Genomic DNA, 15,666 nt, shown 5'->3' on the forward strand with positions numbered 1-15,666 from the left:
GCCCTTGCCGGCAGCGGCCTTGAAGCTCGCTGACCTGGCGGCCGCGCCCGACCAGCGGCGCAGCGCGCGGCTGCTGCTGCGCGTGCCGGGCCCGGCAGACGGCGCGCTGCTGATGGACAGCTTCAACGCCTCGCTGCCGGCCTACCGCTTCATCCACTGGGCACAGCGCCGCAGCGGTCCGTTCACGCTGCAGGAGGCCGCCGACCTGGGCGGCCGGCTGCTGGGCTACCACCGCAGCGGCAGCTCGCTGCACTACCTGGTGTTGCGGACGGCCGAGGCTGGCGCCGAAGCGGGTGCCGTCGTCGGCCTGATCGACCTGCACAGCTTTGACTTCGAAGCGCCGCGAGTCGAGCTGGGTTATGTGGGCGACGTGCGCCAGGCCGGCCGCGGCCTGATGCGCGAAGCGGTGATGGCGGCGACCGAGATCGCCTTTGAACTCGGCTTCATCCGCGTGCAGGCCTTGAGCGATGCACGCAACACCCGCGCCCTGCACTTCGCCGAATCGTTGCCGGGCTTCCGGCGCGAAGGCGAGTTGCGGGGCTACGAACCCGATCCCTGGGGCGCGCCCACGACCCAGGTCATGTTTGCCGCGCTGCGGCCGGGCCTGGTGCTTGCCACCAAGCCGCCGCCAGCGCCCTGATCCACACGAGGACCTTTCCCTTGTTCAAGAACCTGATCGTCTACCGCATCGGCCCGGACTGGGTGCCGGACCTCGGCGCCGCGCTGGAAGCCTTCGAGCACGAACCCTTCGTGCCCTGTGGCGCCACCCAGCCCACGTCTTCTGGCTGGACGCCGCCGCGCGGTGTGGTGCATGCGCCGCTGGTCGAGAGCATTGGCGGCCAATGGCTGACGAAGCTGATGGTCGAGCAGAAGGTGCTGCCGTCGTCGGTCGTCAAGCGCCGCACCGACGAGATCGCCCACCACATCGAGCTGCAGACCGGCCGCAAGCCCGGCAAGAAGCAGCAGAAGGAACTCAAGGAACAGGCCACGCTGGAACTGCTGCCGATGGCCTTCACCAAGCAGTCCGCGGCGCAGGCTTGGATCGACCCCGAACGCCGCCTGCTGATCCTCGACGCCGGCAGCGCCAGCCGGGCCGACACGGTGGTCACCCACCTGGTCAAGGCCTTGCCGGGTTTTGCGGTGCAGCTGCTGCAGACCCGCTGCTCGCCGGCCGTGGCCATGGCCAACTGGCTGTCCAGCGGCGAGCCGCCGGCCGGCTTCAGCGTGGACCGCGAATGCGAGCTGAAGTCCACCGACGAGATGAAATCCGTCGTGCGCTATGCCCGCCACCCGCTGGACACCGACGAAGTGCGCCAGCACATCGAGCTGGGCAAGCAGCCCACGCGGCTGGCGATGACCTGGGCCGAGCGCATCTCGTTTGTGCTGACGGACCAACTGCAGGTCAAGAAGCTGAAGTTCGAGGACGTGGTCTTCGAAGGCAAGCAAGGTTCGGCTGACCGACCCGAGGACGCCTTCGACACCGACGTGGCCATCACCACCGGCGAGCTGGTGCAGCTGATCCCGGACCTGATCGAGGCACTGGATGGCGAGCTGCAGCCGGGTGAGCTGCCCTCCGAGCTGACCGGTGCGGCACCCGCGGCCAAGCCCGCTGCGGCCGCATCGCCGGCCGCGCCAGAGGCTTCGCCTGCCTTGGCGACCGACACCGCGCCCTGGGACTGAAACCCGGCCCTGGTGCATGGTGCCCCGCGGCGGTGCGGGGGCGCCAGGGTTGCGATGCCAGCCGTGACATCCGACCGCCGGCCTGACCCATCGCTGGGCGACAGGCCGCGACACGGCATGGTGCGGATCTTGATCGATACCTGCATCCCGATCAGCGCCCCATGAACGCCGCCTTGCCCACCGCCGCCCTGGATCCACCCCCGCCTGATGCGCAGCCCGCTGTGCACCAGCAGGTCGTGAAGATCCGGCGCGACTACAACCTGTGGGTCGCCAGCGAGACCATGGAGGACTACGCGCTGCGCTTCACGCCGCGTGCCTTCCGCAAGTGGTCCGAGTGGCGGGTGGCCAACACCGCCTTCGGCGCCGCGTCCTTCCTGGTGCTGGAAGCCGTGGGCGCCACGCTGCTGGTGCGTTACGGCTTTGCCAATGCCTTCTGGGCCATCCTGGCCACGGGGCTGGTGATCTTCCTGGCGGGGCTGCCGATCAGTGTCTATGCGGCCCGGCATGGCGTGGACATGGACTTGCTGACGCGCGGCGCCGGCTTCGGCTACCTCGGCTCCACGCTGACCTCGCTGATCTACGCCAGCTTCACCTTCATCTTCTTCGCGCTCGAAGCCGCGGTGATGGCCTATGCGCTGGAACTGGCCTTCGACATTCCGCCGGTCTGGGGCTACCTGCTGTGTGCGCTGGCGGTCATTCCACTGGTGACCCATGGGGTGACCATCATCAGCCGGCTGCAAGTCTGGACCCAGCCGCTGTGGCTGCTGATGCTGGTCGCGCCCTATTTCTACGTCTTCCGCGAGAACCCGGGCCTGCTGAAAGGGCTGGTTGCCTACGCTGGCGAGAGCGGCCGCTTCCCCGGCTTTTCGCTGCAGGCCTTTGGTGCGGCCATGACGGTGGGCGTGGCGCTGATCACGCAGATGGGCGAGCAGGTCGACTACCTTCGCTTCATGCCCGAGCTCACGCCGGCCAACCGCAAGCGCTGGTGGTTTGGCGTTTTGGTCGGCGGCCCGGGCTGGGTGCTGCCAGGCGTGCTGAAGATGCTGGGCGGCGCGCTGCTGGCCTGGCTGGCGATCGAACATTCGGTGCCAGTGGACCGAGCGGTCGACCCGAACCAGATGTACCTGGCGGCCTACGAATACGTGTTCCCGCACTACGGCCTGGCGGTCGCGGCCACGGCCTGTTTTGTCATCGTCTCGCAGCTGAAGATCAACGTCACCAACGCCTACGCCGGCTCGCTGGCCTGGTCCAACTTCTTCTCGCGGCTGACCCACAGCCACCCGGGCCGCGTGGTGTGGATGGTGTTCAACATCGGCATCGCGCTGATGCTGATGGAACTGGACGTGTTCCAGGCGCTGGGTGGCGTGCTGGGCCTGTTTTCCAACATCGCCATCGCCTGGATCATGGCGGTCGTCGCCGACCTGGTGATCAACAAGCCGCTGGGCCTGAGCCCGCCCGGCATCGAGTTCCGCCGCGCCTACCTGCATGACGTGAACCCGGTCGGCGTGGGCGCGATGGGCCTGGCCTCGCTGCTGTCGGTGGCGGCGCACCTGGGCGCGTTTGGCGCGATGGCCCAGGCCTTCTCGGCGCTGATCGCGCTGGTCACTGCGCTGGTCGCCTCGCCGCTGATCGCCTGGTACACCGGTGGCCGCTACTACCTGGCGCGCGAGCCCGAAGCGCCCGAGAGCCACACCGAGCGCGGTGACGGCCGCGGCGGCTACGCCCGGCTGCGCGCCCACACCTGCGTGGTCTGCGCCCGCAGCTACGAAGGCGAGGACATGGCGCGCTGCCCCGCGTATGGCGGCTTCATCTGCTCGCTTTGCTGCACGCTGGACGCCCGCTGCGGCGACCAGTGCAAGCCGCAACAACGCGCGGTGGACCGCTTCTGGCAGGCCTGGCGCCAGTTGCTGCTGCGCGTGCTGCCGCAGCGCCTGGCGCCGCAGGTCGACACCGGCCTGGGCCAATACCTGCTGCTGATGGGCCTGATCGTGCCGGCGCTGGGCGCGCTGTTCGGCCTGCTGTACCACCAGGAGCTGAAGGTGCTGGTGGAGCGCGGCGGCGAGGTGGCCGCGCAGCTGGCGCCGTCGCTGCAAGGCAGCTTTGTCAAGGCCTATGCGGCGCTGCTGCTGGTCTCGGCCGTGGTCGCCTGGTGGCTGGTGCTGGCGCACAAGAGCCGGCAGGTGGCGCAGGAAGAGACGCTGCGCCAGACCGAGGCGCTGATGCGCGAGATCGCCTCACACCAGCAGACCGACCTGGCGCTGCAGCAGGCCAAGCGCGTGGCCGACGCAGCGAACCAGGCCAAGACCCGCTACATCACCGCCATCAGCCACGAGCTGCGCACGCCGCTGAACAGCATCCTCGGCTATGCCCAGCTGCTGGAAGATGACGACAGCATGCCGGCCCACCGGCGCCAGGCCGTCAGCGTGATCCGCCGCGGCGGGGACCATCTGCTGAGCCTGATCGAAGGCACGCTGGACGTGGCCCGCATCGAAGGCGGCAAGCTGACGCTGGACTTGAAGCCCATGCGCTTTGCCGACTGCCTGCACGAGCTGGCGCGCATGTTCGAGCTGCAGGCGCAAGGCAAGGGCATCCGCTTTGTCTTCGAGGGCGGCGACACGCTGCCCGAATGGGTGCGCGCAGACGAACGCCGGCTGCGCCAGATCCTGATCAACCTGCTGGGCAATGCCGTCAAGTTCACGACCTTTGGCCATGTCACGCTGCGCGTGGCCTACGCACGTGAGATGGCCCGCGTCGAGATCATCGACTCCGGCCCCGGGATGAGCGAGGCCGAGTTGGCGCGGGTGTTCGAGCCCTTTGTGCGCGGCTCGGCCGCCGGCAGCGCCAGCGTAGGCGGCACCGGCCTGGGCCTGACCATCAGCAAGATGCTCACCGACCTGATGGGTGGCGAGATGACGGTGCACAGCATGCCCGGCCACGGCAGCACCTTCCGGCTGCGCCTGTTCCTGCCCGAAGTCAGGGGCGGGCAGGGCGGCCAGGTCAGCGCACCGCGCGCCGCGCACATCGGCTACGAAGGCCCGCGCCGCTGCATCCTGGTGGTCGACAACGAAGAGGCCGACCGGCAACTGCTGGCCGACCTGCTGCAACCGCTGGGCTTCGTGATCGAGCAGGCGGCGTCTGGCGAAGAAGGCCTGGCGCGCTTGGCCACGCTGCAACCCGACGCGATCTTCATGGACCTGGCAATGCCCGGCATCGACGGCTGGGAGACCATCCGCCGGCTGCGTGCGCAGGCGCTGTCCACCGCGCCGGTGGCGGTCATTTCGGCCAATGCCTTCGACCAGGGCCTGGACAACATCGTCGGCCTGCCGGCGTCGGACTTCCTGGTCAAGCCGGTGCGCCTGGCCGACCTACTGGACTGGCTGGGCAGCCGGCTGCAACTGCGCTGGATCGACGCCGCGCCGCGCCGGGCCGAGCCTGTGGCCGAGCCCGTTGCCGAGGTGCTGCCGCCGGTCGAAGCACTGGAAGCGCTGCAGGAACTGGTCGGCCTGGGCTATGTGCGCGGCGTGACCCGCAAGCTCGACCAGATCGAGGCCGAGCATCCTGCCGCAGCGGCATTCGTGGCCAGGCTGCGCGCCATGGCTCGCGGCTTCCAGCTCGATGCCATCCAACACACCTTGACGAAAGCACTCGATGAACGCCGCCGTGCTCGATGAAGGCCCGGGAGGCCCTGGCAACGGGCTGGACGCCGGCACTGCCGAGCGGGTGCTGATCGTCGACGATGTGCCGGACAACCTCGCGGTGCTGCACGACGCGCTGGACGAATCCGGCTACACCGTGCTGGTCGCCACGCATGGCGAGGCCGCGCTGCAAAGCGCCCGCCAGGCCAGACCGGACATCGTGCTGCTGGACGCGGTGATGCCCGGCATGGATGGCTTCGAGGTGGCCCGCCGGCTCAAGGCCGACCCGGCCACCGCCGCCATCCCCATCATCTTCATGACCGGCCTGACCGACACCGAACACGTGGTCGCCGCCTTCGCTGCCGGCGGCGTGGACTACGTGACCAAGCCCATCCGCACCCGCGAAGTGCTGGCCCGCCTGGCCACGCATTTGCAAAGCGCTCGCAGCCAGCGCCAGGCCCGCAACGCGCTGGACGCCTTCGGCCACGCCACGCTGGTGGCCCGCGAGCGCGACGGCAAGCGCGTCTGGCAGACCGGGCTGGCGCGCGAGCTGATGGCGCGTTATTTCCCTGAGGTGCCTGAATCGGCGATGCCGGCCGAAGTGCAGGCCTGGCTGGCCCGCGAGGCGCTGCGCCGCCGCGCCGGTGCCGAGGCCCAGGCGCTGACGGTGGCCCGTGCAGCGCAGCGAATCTCCTTTGCGCTGCACCCGATGAACGGCGAGCAGTTCAGCGAAGGCGAGTGGCTGCTGGTGCTGCGCGAAGAGTCCGAGACGGCGCTGCTGCAAGCCCTGTCCCAGGCCTTGCCGCTCACCGCGCGCGAGGCCGAGGTGCTGTACTGGGTGATCCAGGGCAAGACCAACCGCGACATCGGCGACATCCTCGGCACCAGCCCGCGCACCGTGCACAAGCACCTGGAGCATGTGTTCGAGAAACTGGGCGTGGAGACGCGCACCGCGGCTGCGGCGCTGGCGCTGGGCAAGGTGCGGCGGCAGGGTGGCGATTGAGCCCGCCTCAGCGAGTCAGTTCCCGCAGCCTTGCCAGATCTTCCCGCCGGTAGGTCGCGTCCAGCTGAGGGTCGTTGCCACCCTGGTCCACATTGCTGCGCGCCAAGCCCTGTGCCCGAGAGCCCGGCATTTCGTAGAAGTTCACTGGCACCGGCTCGATCTGCCTCACCGGAAAGCCTTCCCACAGCGCTACCGCATTGAGCCAGATGTCATCCGCCCGTGGGCAGCAGCTCAGGAAGCCCAGCCCGCGGGCGCGCAAGGCGAGTTGCATCGCAGGCGGGTAGATGATGCCTGACACGCCGGTGGCAAAGTGCAGCAGGCTGGGCTCTGTCGAATGGCATTTGGGCCAGCGCTTGTAGGGCTGGAGATGTCCGTCTGTCGTGAGCGCGATCACATAAGCGCGAAAGCAGTGCAGGGCGGTGTCGTCGGCCAGGTACGCTTGCTGCAATGTCTGCAGCCATTGACGCGGATACAACTGATCGTCGTCTGCGGTGACCAGCGGCAGGCTTGGTGCAGGCTCCGACATCACTTGCGGGAAAAACTTCGTGTGAGGGCCAACATCCCGGCAGCCGCGAATTTCGAGCCCACGCGACTGCTGGCGCACCAGGGAGGCTGGCAAGCCCTTGTCGATGAGGCTTTGGTCCAGCCACAACACCAATCTGCTCGGTTTCAATGAACCATCGGCGATGGTCTCCAGCGTGTAGAAGACCGTAGGCAGCCTGACCGCCGTCGTCGTGATCGAGAGTACCGGGCCGCCTGGCGAGGTCATTGGTGATTGGCTGTGCGCGTTCTGACGGCGCAGTCGGGCCAACCAGACGGGCCGAACGCAGCGCTTCACGGCCCGCCGAAGTTTCGCCGAGAGCCGGTATCGGACCTGCGTCAGCGCCGAGGCCTGGATAACCTGAACCATGTCACCTCCGCAAGGTATGGCCACATCAGCGGACCGGAGTGTAGGCAACGCCAGTTCAACAGGCGATGGGCACCTGCCCTGAAGGTCGGGCTTTGGACTGGCTTGCCCGGATTTGCTAGGCGGGCTCCGGCCTGGATCTGGCAGTCGCAGGCTGGGTTTGTGCGTGCAGCCATGCCCAGTCTTCGCTGCGAAATGTCGCGGCGAGTTGCACATCATTGCCGCCGCTGTCCACGTTGCTGCGGGCCAGGCCTTGCTGGCGCGAGCCGGGCAGTTCCGGGAAGTCGCGCGGAAGCGGCACGACCTGCCGGGTGGGAATGCCTTCCCAGGTGGCCACCGCGTTCAGCCATACGTCGTCTGCGCGGGGGCAGCAGTCTGCGAAACCCTCGCCGCGCCGGTGCAGGGCTTGCTGCATGGCCGGGGGGTACAGCACGCCGGAGCAGCCAGTGAAGAAGTTCAAGGGGCTTGGCTGCATGGATTCGCAGCGGTCCCACTGCTTGTAAGGTGCAATGCTGCCATTGGCCTGGAAGCGCAAGCGATAGGCCCGGAAACAGTGGATGACGGTGGGCAGTGCGCGATGCGCCTGGTGGAGCCGGGCCAGCCAGTCGCGTGGATACAGATGATCGTCGTCGGCCGTCACCAGTGCCACATCCAGAGGCGTGTCGGACATCACGTAGGGGAAGTACTTTTTGTGCGGACCCCAGTCCTTGCAGTACCGGATCTCCAGACCGCGCCTGGCCAGACGCTGAAGCGTGTCTGGCAGCGGTTGGGCGTGCAGCGCATCTTCAAGCCAGAGAATCAACCGGCTGGGACGCAGACTGCCTTGGGCAATCGTCTCCAGCGTGTAGAAGACGCTGTCCACCCGGGGGCCAAAGCTGGTCAGCGAGACCACCGGGCCGTCATGGCCCGTGACCGGTGTTCTGCTCAGCGCGTTGGCCCGGCGCAGTTCCCGCAGCTTGAGTTTGCGCCAGGGACGTTTGATGCTGCGGCGGAAACGGGCGACCAATCGGTCTGCTGCGCGGGCAAGGGCAGAGGTGTCGGCGAATGTCATGCAAAGCGCTCAGGTGGCGGTCCATGTGGGTCGGCTCGCTGACAGACGCCTACGGGACCGGGGCGCCGCAGTTTACCGGCGCAGGCAGGTCCAGGCCCTTCGGCCACAATGCAGCAGATGCATGTCCCTGTCGCCGAGTCAGCCCCGATCGACGCCGTCATCACCTGGGTCGACGGCAGCGATCCGCGGCACAGGGCGAAGCTCAATGCGTACTTGAGCGAGATCGGCCGGCAGCCGGCGGCAGCCGCTGCCACGCGCTTTCAGTCGGTCGGCGAGATCGACTACTGCGTGGTCTCGCTGTTGCGCTTCGCGCCATTTCTGCGGCGCATCCATGTGGTGACCGACGAGCAGGTGCCGGCGCTGTTCGAGCGTGCGCAGCACTGGCCGGCCGAGTGGCGAGACAAGCTGGTGCGGGTCGACCACCAGCAGATCTTCGCCGGGCATGACGATGTCACGCCGAGCTTCAACAGCCGCTCCATCGAAACCGTGCTGTACCGCATTCCCGGTCTGGCCGAGCAGTTCGTCTACCTGAACGACGACTTCATGCTGGTCAAGCCGGTGCAGCCCGAACACTGGTTTCGCGATGGCAAGCCGGTGCTGCATGGGCGGTGGCGTTCGGCGCCTGAGCTGCGCTGGTCGCGCCGCCTGCGGAAATACTGGGCCACCCTCACCGGCCAGCCGGCCCAGGACAAGCGGCCCAGCCACCAGGATGCGCAGGCGCTGGCCGCCCGTCTGGCCGGTTACGAGCATCGCTTCCTGGAGCACGACCATCATCCGCATCCCTTGCGGCGCAGCACGCTGGCGCGCTATTTCGACGACCACCCGGAAGTCCTGCGCCGCAACATCTCGCCGCGCTTGCGCGACGCGTCCCAGTTCCTGGCGCAGATGCTGGCCGGCCACCTCGAAGTGCGCGCTGGCACCGCATGGCTGGAGCCGTCCTCCCAGACGGCCAACATCAAGCCGGATTCGCTGTCGCCGGCACAGCTGGTGCGGCGTTTGCGCGCGGTGGCGCAAACGCCCGATCTGCTGTTCGTCTGCATCCAGAGCCTGGACCAGGCCTCGCCGGCAGCGCAGGCGACGGTGCTGGCCTGGCTGGATGCGACGATTGGTCGGGACCCGGTGTGAGCCGCTGGCCGCCCCGGCCAAATCCACATGCTTTTGACGGGGAAATGACACCATTGTGAAGATGTGTAAGCGCTTGGCGAAAATGCGCCAATGCTTGTCACTGTCCCCCTTGCCAGGCGATCCGCGCTGGCACCAGCAAACGCATTCACCACCACCCCTGCCAGTGTGCAGCCCACTGCCGCGCTGCACACTGCCGAGCCGATAGACGCCGTCATCGCCTGGGTCGATGGCCAGGACCCACGCCACCGCGCCAAGCTGGAGGCCTACCTGGCCCAGTTGGGCTGCAGGCCTGCGGCGGCTGCCCCCACACGGCTCAACTCCGTGGGCGAGATCGACTACTGCGTGGCGTCGCTGCTGCGCTTCGCACCATTCCTCAGGCGCATCCACATCGTGGCCGATGAGCAGGCGCCGGCCTTTTTCGAGCGGGTGCAGGAGTGGCCTGCCCAGGCCGGGGAGAAGCTGCGCCTGGTGGACCACAAGGCCTTGTTTGCCGGCCATGAAGACTGCCTGCCGACCTTCAACTGCCGCTCGATCGAAACCCTGCTTCATCGCATTCCGGGCCTGGCCGAGCAATTCGTCTACCTGAATGACGACTTCATGCTGATCAAGCCGGTGCAGCCGGAAGACTGGTTCCGCGACGGCCAGCCGGTGCTGCGCGGCCACTGGCGCGTGGCGCCCGAGCAGCGCTGGCACCGCCGGCTGCGCGACTGGTGGCAGGCGAGGCGGGGCTCGCCCGTGCCGGATCGCCGACCGGGCCACCAGGAGGGACAGGCGCTGTCAGCCCGGTTGGCGGGCTACGACGGCCGCTACCTGGAGCACGACCATCACCCGCATCCCTTGCGCCGCTCGACGCTGGAAGCCTATTTCGCGGCGCATCCGCAGGCCCTGCGGCAGAACATCGTGCACCGCTTGCGCGACGCCCGGCAATTCCTGCCGCCGATGCTGGCCGGGCACCTGGAGATCCGGGCCGGTAGCGCTGCGCTGCAGCCCGATCCACAGACCGTCAACCTGAAACCGGCCCGTACCGCACCCGGCCGGCTGGCACGCAAGCTGCGCGGCGCCGCGAGCGATCCCGCTGTGCTGTTCGCCTGCATCCAGAGCCTGGACGAGGCACCGTCCGATGTTCAAGGCATGGTGGTGCAGTGGCTCGACCAGGTGGTGGGACCGCTGGACCAGGTGCTGCGCCAGTTCTGCTGAACGGCGCAGCCTGCACTGCCGCATTTCAGCCGTAGCGCTGGGCCTGCGCCATCTGCGGCTGCGGCGTCTGCAGGCGGCGCTGGCGGGCTTCCAGCAGGCGCTGCACCAGCTTGCAGATCTGCCTGGCCTCGTGCTCGTCGATGTCCTGGCCCTCGATCACCGAGCGCTTGAACTGGATGCCGCTGACCACGCCGCTGTGCTCGATGAAGCCCAGCGTCAGCGTGCGGTTCAGCAGGTAGTAGGCCGCGGCGAACAGCAGGCCGAAGCCGATGACCACCGCGCCGATCGTGCCGCTGCTGGGCTCTCGCATCAGCGAGCCTGCCACCAGGCCAAACAGCAGCACGATGGAAAGCGCCGTCTTCCACGGCTTGTGATAGCCGTAATAGGTCGACGAGATGCTTTCCAGCGGGATCAGGCGCGCTTGCACGCCCGACAGCGACGAGCGTGTGAACTCCAGCCGCTCGATGCCGACTGCGATGCGGGTGGTCGGATCCACGCGCAGCCGGGCGAGCAACCAGGCAATCAGGCCGCCGTTGCGGCCCACGATGTGCACATAGTTGCCCTGTTCATCGACAGGCTTGTTACCGCTCTTCCATGACTTGATGACGAACGCCCCCACGACGGTCCTTTCATGCTTTTATGTACGGCTGTGCAGATTGTGGCAGAGCGCCTTGGTGCTGCGTGTCGCCAGCGTGTGAAGTGGTCCCTGTTCCGGGAGCCTCGCTTGCCTGCTGTGGCTGAGCCGACACGAGCTGTCGGCACGCTGTCCATGCCTTTGGCACTGTCATCGCCGCGTCGTGCGACCCGTTGAAGCTGGCATGCATCTGCCACTGGCAACCCGCCGACCATGAGAATCCTGCACATCGTCCTGTCCCGCGGTTTCGCCGGTTCCGAGCGCTCCTCGGCCGAGTCCTGCAATGCGCAGTGCGAGCGGCACGACGTGGCCCTGGTGCTGCGCAGGGATCACCGCAGGAACGGCGCCAGCATCCGTGACCACCTTGACCCGCGGGTCCAGTGCTTCGAGCTGCCACGCTTCTGGTTCACTCGCTGGCACCTGGGCCGGGTGCTGCGCCACTGGCGGCCCGAGCTGGTGCACGGCCACCTGCGCCGGGCCACCCGCCTGATCGCCCAGCTGAAGCCGCCTTGCGCGTCCGTCTCCACGCTGCACATCGGCGTCAACGGTCCGCATTTCCTGCAGATGGACGGCCTGGTCTGCAATGCGCGCTGGCAGGTGTGGCAATTGCCGAAAAGCTATACCGGCCAGGCGCTGAAGGCCCACAACTCGCTGACTCCGCACCGCCGTCTGTCAGCGGAAGAAATTGCCGCGCTGCGCGCCAGCTGGGGCGTGCAGCCCGGCGAGCTGCTGGTGGGCGGCGTGGGCCGGCTGACCGACGTCAAGGGCTGGGACACCTTGATCGCCGCGGTGCGCAGCCGCCCGGAGCTGAGGCAGTTGAAGCTGGTGCTGTTCGGCCTCGGCGCTGCTGAAGCTCGGCTGCAGGCCCAGGCCGCGGGCGATGCGCGCATCCAGTTGCTGGGCTTCCGGGCCGACGTGAAGGACTGCTACCAGGCCTTCGACGTGTTCGTCTGCCCCTCGCGTTTCGAGCCGCTGCCGCGCGTGGTGCTCGAAGCCATGGACGCCGGCACGCCGGTCATCACGTCGACGGCCGACGGCTGCCGCGAGCTGGTCGAGGACCACGGCGGCGAACTGTTTGCTATCGGCGACGTGCCGGCCCTTGCCACCCTGCTGGCCGACCATGTGGCGCGCCCCCGTGCTCGCCACCGGCCCGACCTGTCGGCGCATGACATCGCGGTCAGCAGCCAGGTCATGCTGGGCTTCTACCGCGAGCTGCTGGCCCGCCGCGACCGCCAGCTGCTGACTGAAGCCGACGCCGAACTCGCGCTCTGAGGCGTCACTGCGTGGGCCCTGCACGCGTCACCTATACGCCAACCTGCGTATAGGTGCGAACCCGGGCGGCTCCTAAGCTTGTGTCAGCCGTGAGACACGGCACACCGCCTCGCCTCAGAGGCTTGGCTGACACATACCCCACAGGTTTCGGAGCACCCACCCCATGAAAATGTCCCGCCGTTCGATCACCGCGCTGGCTGCCGCTGCCTGCGCGCTCGGTTTCACCTCGCTGGCCCAGGCCGCCGACACCATCAAGGTCGGCATCCTGCACTCGCTGTCCGGCACCATGGCCATCTCCGAGACGGTGCTGAAGGACGTCGCGCTGATGACCATCGACGAGATCAATGCCAAGGGCGGCGTGCTGGGCAAGAAGCTGGAACCGGTCGTTGTCGATCCGGCTTCCAACTGGCCGCTGTTCGCCGAGAAGGCCAAGCAGCTGATCGACCAGGACAAGGTGGCCGTCGTCTTCGGCTGCTGGACCTCGGTCTCGCGCAAGTCGGTGCTGCCGGTCTTCGAAGAGAAGAACTCGCTGCTGTTCTACCCGGTGCAATACGAAGGCGAAGAGCTCAGCAAGAACGTGTTCTACACCGGCGCAGCGCCGAACCAGCAGGCCATTCCCGCAGTGGAATACCTGATGAGCAAGGACGGCGGCGGCGCCAAGCGCTTCGTGCTGCTGGGCACGGACTATGTGTACCCGCGCACCACCAACAAGATCCTGCGCGCCTTCCTGCGCAGCAAGGGCGTGGCCGACACCGACATCATGGAGGAGTACACGCCCTTCGGTCACTCCGACTATCAAGGCATCATCGCCAAGATCAAGAAGTTTGCCGGCGAAGGCAAGAAGACCGCCGTGATCTCGACCATCAACGGCGACTCCAACGTGCCCTTCTACAAGGAACTGGGCAACCAGGGCCTGAAGGCGACCGACGTGCCGGTGGTGGCCTTCTCGGTCGGTGAAGAAGAGCTGCGCGGCGTGGACACCAAGCCGCTGGTCGGCCACCTGGCCGCGTGGAACTACTTCATGTCCATCAAGAACCCGACCAACACGGCGTTCATCAAGGAATGGAGCGACTACGCCAAGGCCAAGGGCATCCCGGGCCACAAGGACAAGCCGCTGACCAATGACCCGATGGAAGCCACCTACATCGGCATCCACATGTGGGCCCAGGCGGTTGCCAAGGCCAAGTCCACCGACACCGACAAGGTCATCGCCGCAATGGCCGGCCAGACCTTCAAGGCGCCGGGCGGCTTCACCTCGACGATGGACAAGGAAAACCATCACCTGCACAAGCCGGTCTTCATCGGCGAAGTGAAGGCCGACGGCCAGTTCAACGTGGTGTGGAAGACCCCGGGCCCGGTCGTGGCCGATCCGTGGAGCGACTACATCCCCGAGAACAAGGGCAAGAAGAACGTGCCCGAGAAGAAGTAACCCCCTACCGCAGCAAAGCTGCGGCCCCAGCAGTTGTTGACTGGGGCGCCACCAGTGGACCGGCAAAGCCGGATCCACGGCGGCTGCTTGAAGGCGCGGGCGGCGTTGGCGGCCCGCGTTTCTTCTCAATCGAGGGTTCTCGAGATGATTCGATTTCTTGCGGGACTCGGGCTGGTGTTGTTTGCGGCGCTGCCTGCACACGCCCTCACGACTGAGCAGGCCAAGGCGATTTCGGCGGGGGACACGGACGCCCGCGTTGCCGCGCTGAACGACGCCGTCGCGCGTGCCGACACGGGGCTGCCCAAGCTGGTTGCGGCGCTGCTGGACGATGCCGTCAAGCTCACGCCGGCCCAGGTGCTGATCGTCGATGGCGAGAAGGTGACGGACGCCGCCACTGGCGCCGCAGCCACGCTGCCGGAAGACGCCGAAGACGTGGTCAACAACAACCGCATGCGCGGCGCCCTGCAGGCGGCGCAGGCGGGTCTCAAATTGCTGTCACCCGACATCGCGCTGCGCCGCGAAGCGGTGACCGAACTTGCCAAGGACACGCTGGACCCGTCCCAGCTGCCGCTGATCGACAAGGCGCTGGCCGCTGAAACCGACGCTTCACTGAAAGACCGCCTGGGCCTGATGCGCGCCGCGCTGCAGATCGCCTCGCCTGACAAGGCCCAGCGCCTGGCCGCCGCCCAATCATTGGGCGAGAGCGGCATGTCGCAGGTCAAGAGCCTGTTGCAGGCGCGCCTGGCCGATGGCGGCGAGACCGACGCCGAAGTGCGCGGCGTTTTGCTCAGTTCGGTCGACAAGGTCTCGGCCCGTCTTGCCTGGGGCGAGCGTCTGGGCGTGGTCTTCACCGGCATCAGCCTGGGCAGCATCCTGCTGCTGGTGGCCCTGGGCCTGGCCATCACCTACGGGCTGATGGGCGTGATCAACATGGCCCACGGCGAGCTGATGATGATCGGCGCCTATGCCACCTACCTGGTGCAGAACCTGTTCAAGGCCTATCTGCCGGGCCTGTTCGACTGGTACATCCTGCTCGCGGTGCCGGCTTCGTTCCTGGCCGCCGCGCTGGTCGGCGCAGTGCTCGAGCGGCTGGTCATCCGCTGGCTTTATGGCCGGCCACTCGAAACGCTGCTGGCGACCTGGGGCATCAGCCTGGTGCTGATGCAGGGCGTGCGCGGCCTGTTCGGCGCGCAGAACGTGCCGGTCGAGAACCCTTCGTGGATGTCCGGTGGCGTGGCCGCGATGAGCAACCTCACGCTGCCCTACAACCGCCTGGCCATCATCGTGTTTGCCTTTGCGGTGCTGGGCGGCGTGGCGCTGCTGATCGCCAAGACACGGCTGGGCCTGTTCGTGCGCGGCGTCACGCAGAACCGCCGCATGGCCGCCTGCATGGGCGTCAACACCGCCCGCATCGACACCTATGCCTTTTCGCTGGGCGCGGGCATCGCGGGCCTCGCCGGCTGCGCCTTGAGCCAGGTCGGCAACGTCGGCCCGGACCTGGGCCAGAGCTACATCGTCGACTCCTTCATGGTCGTCGTGCTCGGCGGTGTGGGCCAACTGGCCGGCACTGTCTACGCGGCGCTGGGCCTGGGTGTGTTGAACAAGCTGCTTGAAGGCTGGGCTGGCGCGGTGCTGGCCAAGATCATGGTGCTGGTGTTCATCGTGGTCTTCATCCAGAAGCGCCCCCAGGGGATCTTCGCCATGAAGGGCAGAAGTGCGGAAGCCTGATTGCC

The 15,666-nt window shown here is 67.4% G+C and carries 12 protein-coding genes; 9 read left to right on the top strand and 3 right to left on the bottom strand.

Annotated elements, in window-relative coordinates; genetic code table 11:
• Positions 1-19 precede the first annotated feature (19 nt).
• The 4 genes from AC3WR5_RS27660 (at position 20) to AC3WR5_RS27675 (ending at position 6,318) form a co-directional block, all read left to right on the top strand.
• Positions 20-640 carry a GNAT family N-acetyltransferase gene (locus AC3WR5_RS27660; protein WP_492488692.1) on the top strand — a complete coding sequence of 207 codons (621 nt, stop codon included), beginning with the start codon at positions 20-22 and terminating at the stop codon, positions 638-640.
• Between the two features lie 20 nt (positions 641-660).
• Complete coding sequence (locus tag AC3WR5_RS27665) at positions 661-1,680, top strand: recombination-associated protein RdgC (RefSeq protein ID WP_492488694.1); 1,020 nt, start codon at positions 661-663, stop codon at positions 1,678-1,680.
• Between the two features lie 161 nt (positions 1,681-1,841).
• A complete protein-coding gene (locus tag AC3WR5_RS27670; protein ID WP_492488695.1) occupies positions 1,842-5,351 on the top strand; it encodes a hybrid sensor histidine kinase/response regulator in 3,510 nt (1,169 codons plus the stop codon).
• On the top strand, positions 5,329-6,318 hold the full coding sequence (locus tag AC3WR5_RS27675; RefSeq protein WP_492488697.1) for a response regulator: 990 nt from the start codon (positions 5,329-5,331) through the stop codon (positions 6,316-6,318). The genes AC3WR5_RS27670 and AC3WR5_RS27675 overlap by 23 nt, the downstream gene beginning before the upstream one ends.
• Positions 6,319-6,325: 7 nt before the next feature.
• Here the strand turns inward: AC3WR5_RS27675 and AC3WR5_RS27680 are convergent, their stop codons facing one another.
• Both AC3WR5_RS27680 and AC3WR5_RS27685 read right to left on the bottom strand, forming a co-directional pair.
• Positions 6,326-7,228, bottom strand: a complete 903-nt coding sequence (locus tag AC3WR5_RS27680; protein WP_492488698.1) for a hypothetical protein — start codon at positions 7,226-7,228, stop codon at positions 6,326-6,328.
• 115 nt (positions 7,229-7,343) lie between these two features.
• Entirely contained in the window at positions 7,344-8,276 is a 933-nt protein-coding gene (locus tag AC3WR5_RS27685) for a hypothetical protein (protein ID WP_492488700.1), read from the bottom strand.
• Between the two features lie 117 nt (positions 8,277-8,393).
• Here AC3WR5_RS27685 and AC3WR5_RS27690 point away from each other — a divergent pair, with 117 nt between their 5' ends.
• Complete coding sequence (locus AC3WR5_RS27690) at positions 8,394-9,401, top strand: Stealth CR1 domain-containing protein (protein WP_492488701.1); 1,008 nt, start codon at positions 8,394-8,396, stop codon at positions 9,399-9,401.
• A 165-nt stretch (positions 9,402-9,566) separates the two neighbouring features.
• Positions 9,567-10,598 carry a Stealth CR1 domain-containing protein gene (locus AC3WR5_RS27695; RefSeq protein WP_492488702.1) on the top strand — a complete coding sequence of 344 codons (1,032 nt, stop codon included), beginning with the start codon at positions 9,567-9,569 and terminating at the stop codon, positions 10,596-10,598.
• 25 nt (positions 10,599-10,623) lie between these two features.
• On the opposite strand, the gene AC3WR5_RS27700 is transcribed toward AC3WR5_RS27695, so the two are convergent.
• The gene (locus tag AC3WR5_RS27700) at positions 10,624-11,217 is read right to left on the bottom strand and encodes a hypothetical protein (protein ID WP_141286684.1); all 594 of its coding nucleotides are present in this window, start codon (positions 11,215-11,217) and stop codon (positions 10,624-10,626) included.
• A 228-nt stretch (positions 11,218-11,445) separates the two neighbouring features.
• On the opposite strand from AC3WR5_RS27700, the gene AC3WR5_RS27705 reads away from it, so the two are divergent.
• The 3 genes from AC3WR5_RS27705 (at position 11,446) to urtB (ending at position 15,661) form a co-directional block, all read left to right on the top strand.
• Entirely contained in the window at positions 11,446-12,504 is a 1,059-nt protein-coding gene (locus AC3WR5_RS27705; protein WP_492488705.1) for a glycosyltransferase, read from the top strand.
• 169 nt (positions 12,505-12,673) lie between these two features.
• Positions 12,674-13,933: an urea ABC transporter substrate-binding protein gene (gene urtA, locus AC3WR5_RS27710; protein ID WP_492488743.1), complete on the top strand. Its 1,260-nt coding sequence runs from the start codon at positions 12,674-12,676 to the stop codon at positions 13,931-13,933.
• Positions 13,934-14,077: 144 nt separating this feature from the next.
• Entirely contained in the window at positions 14,078-15,661 is a 1,584-nt protein-coding gene (urtB, locus tag AC3WR5_RS27715) for an urea ABC transporter permease subunit UrtB (protein ID WP_492488706.1), read from the top strand.
• Positions 15,662-15,666: the final 5 nt, after the last annotated feature.

It is taken from the genome of Ideonella sp. FW305-24 (assembly GCF_058788035.1).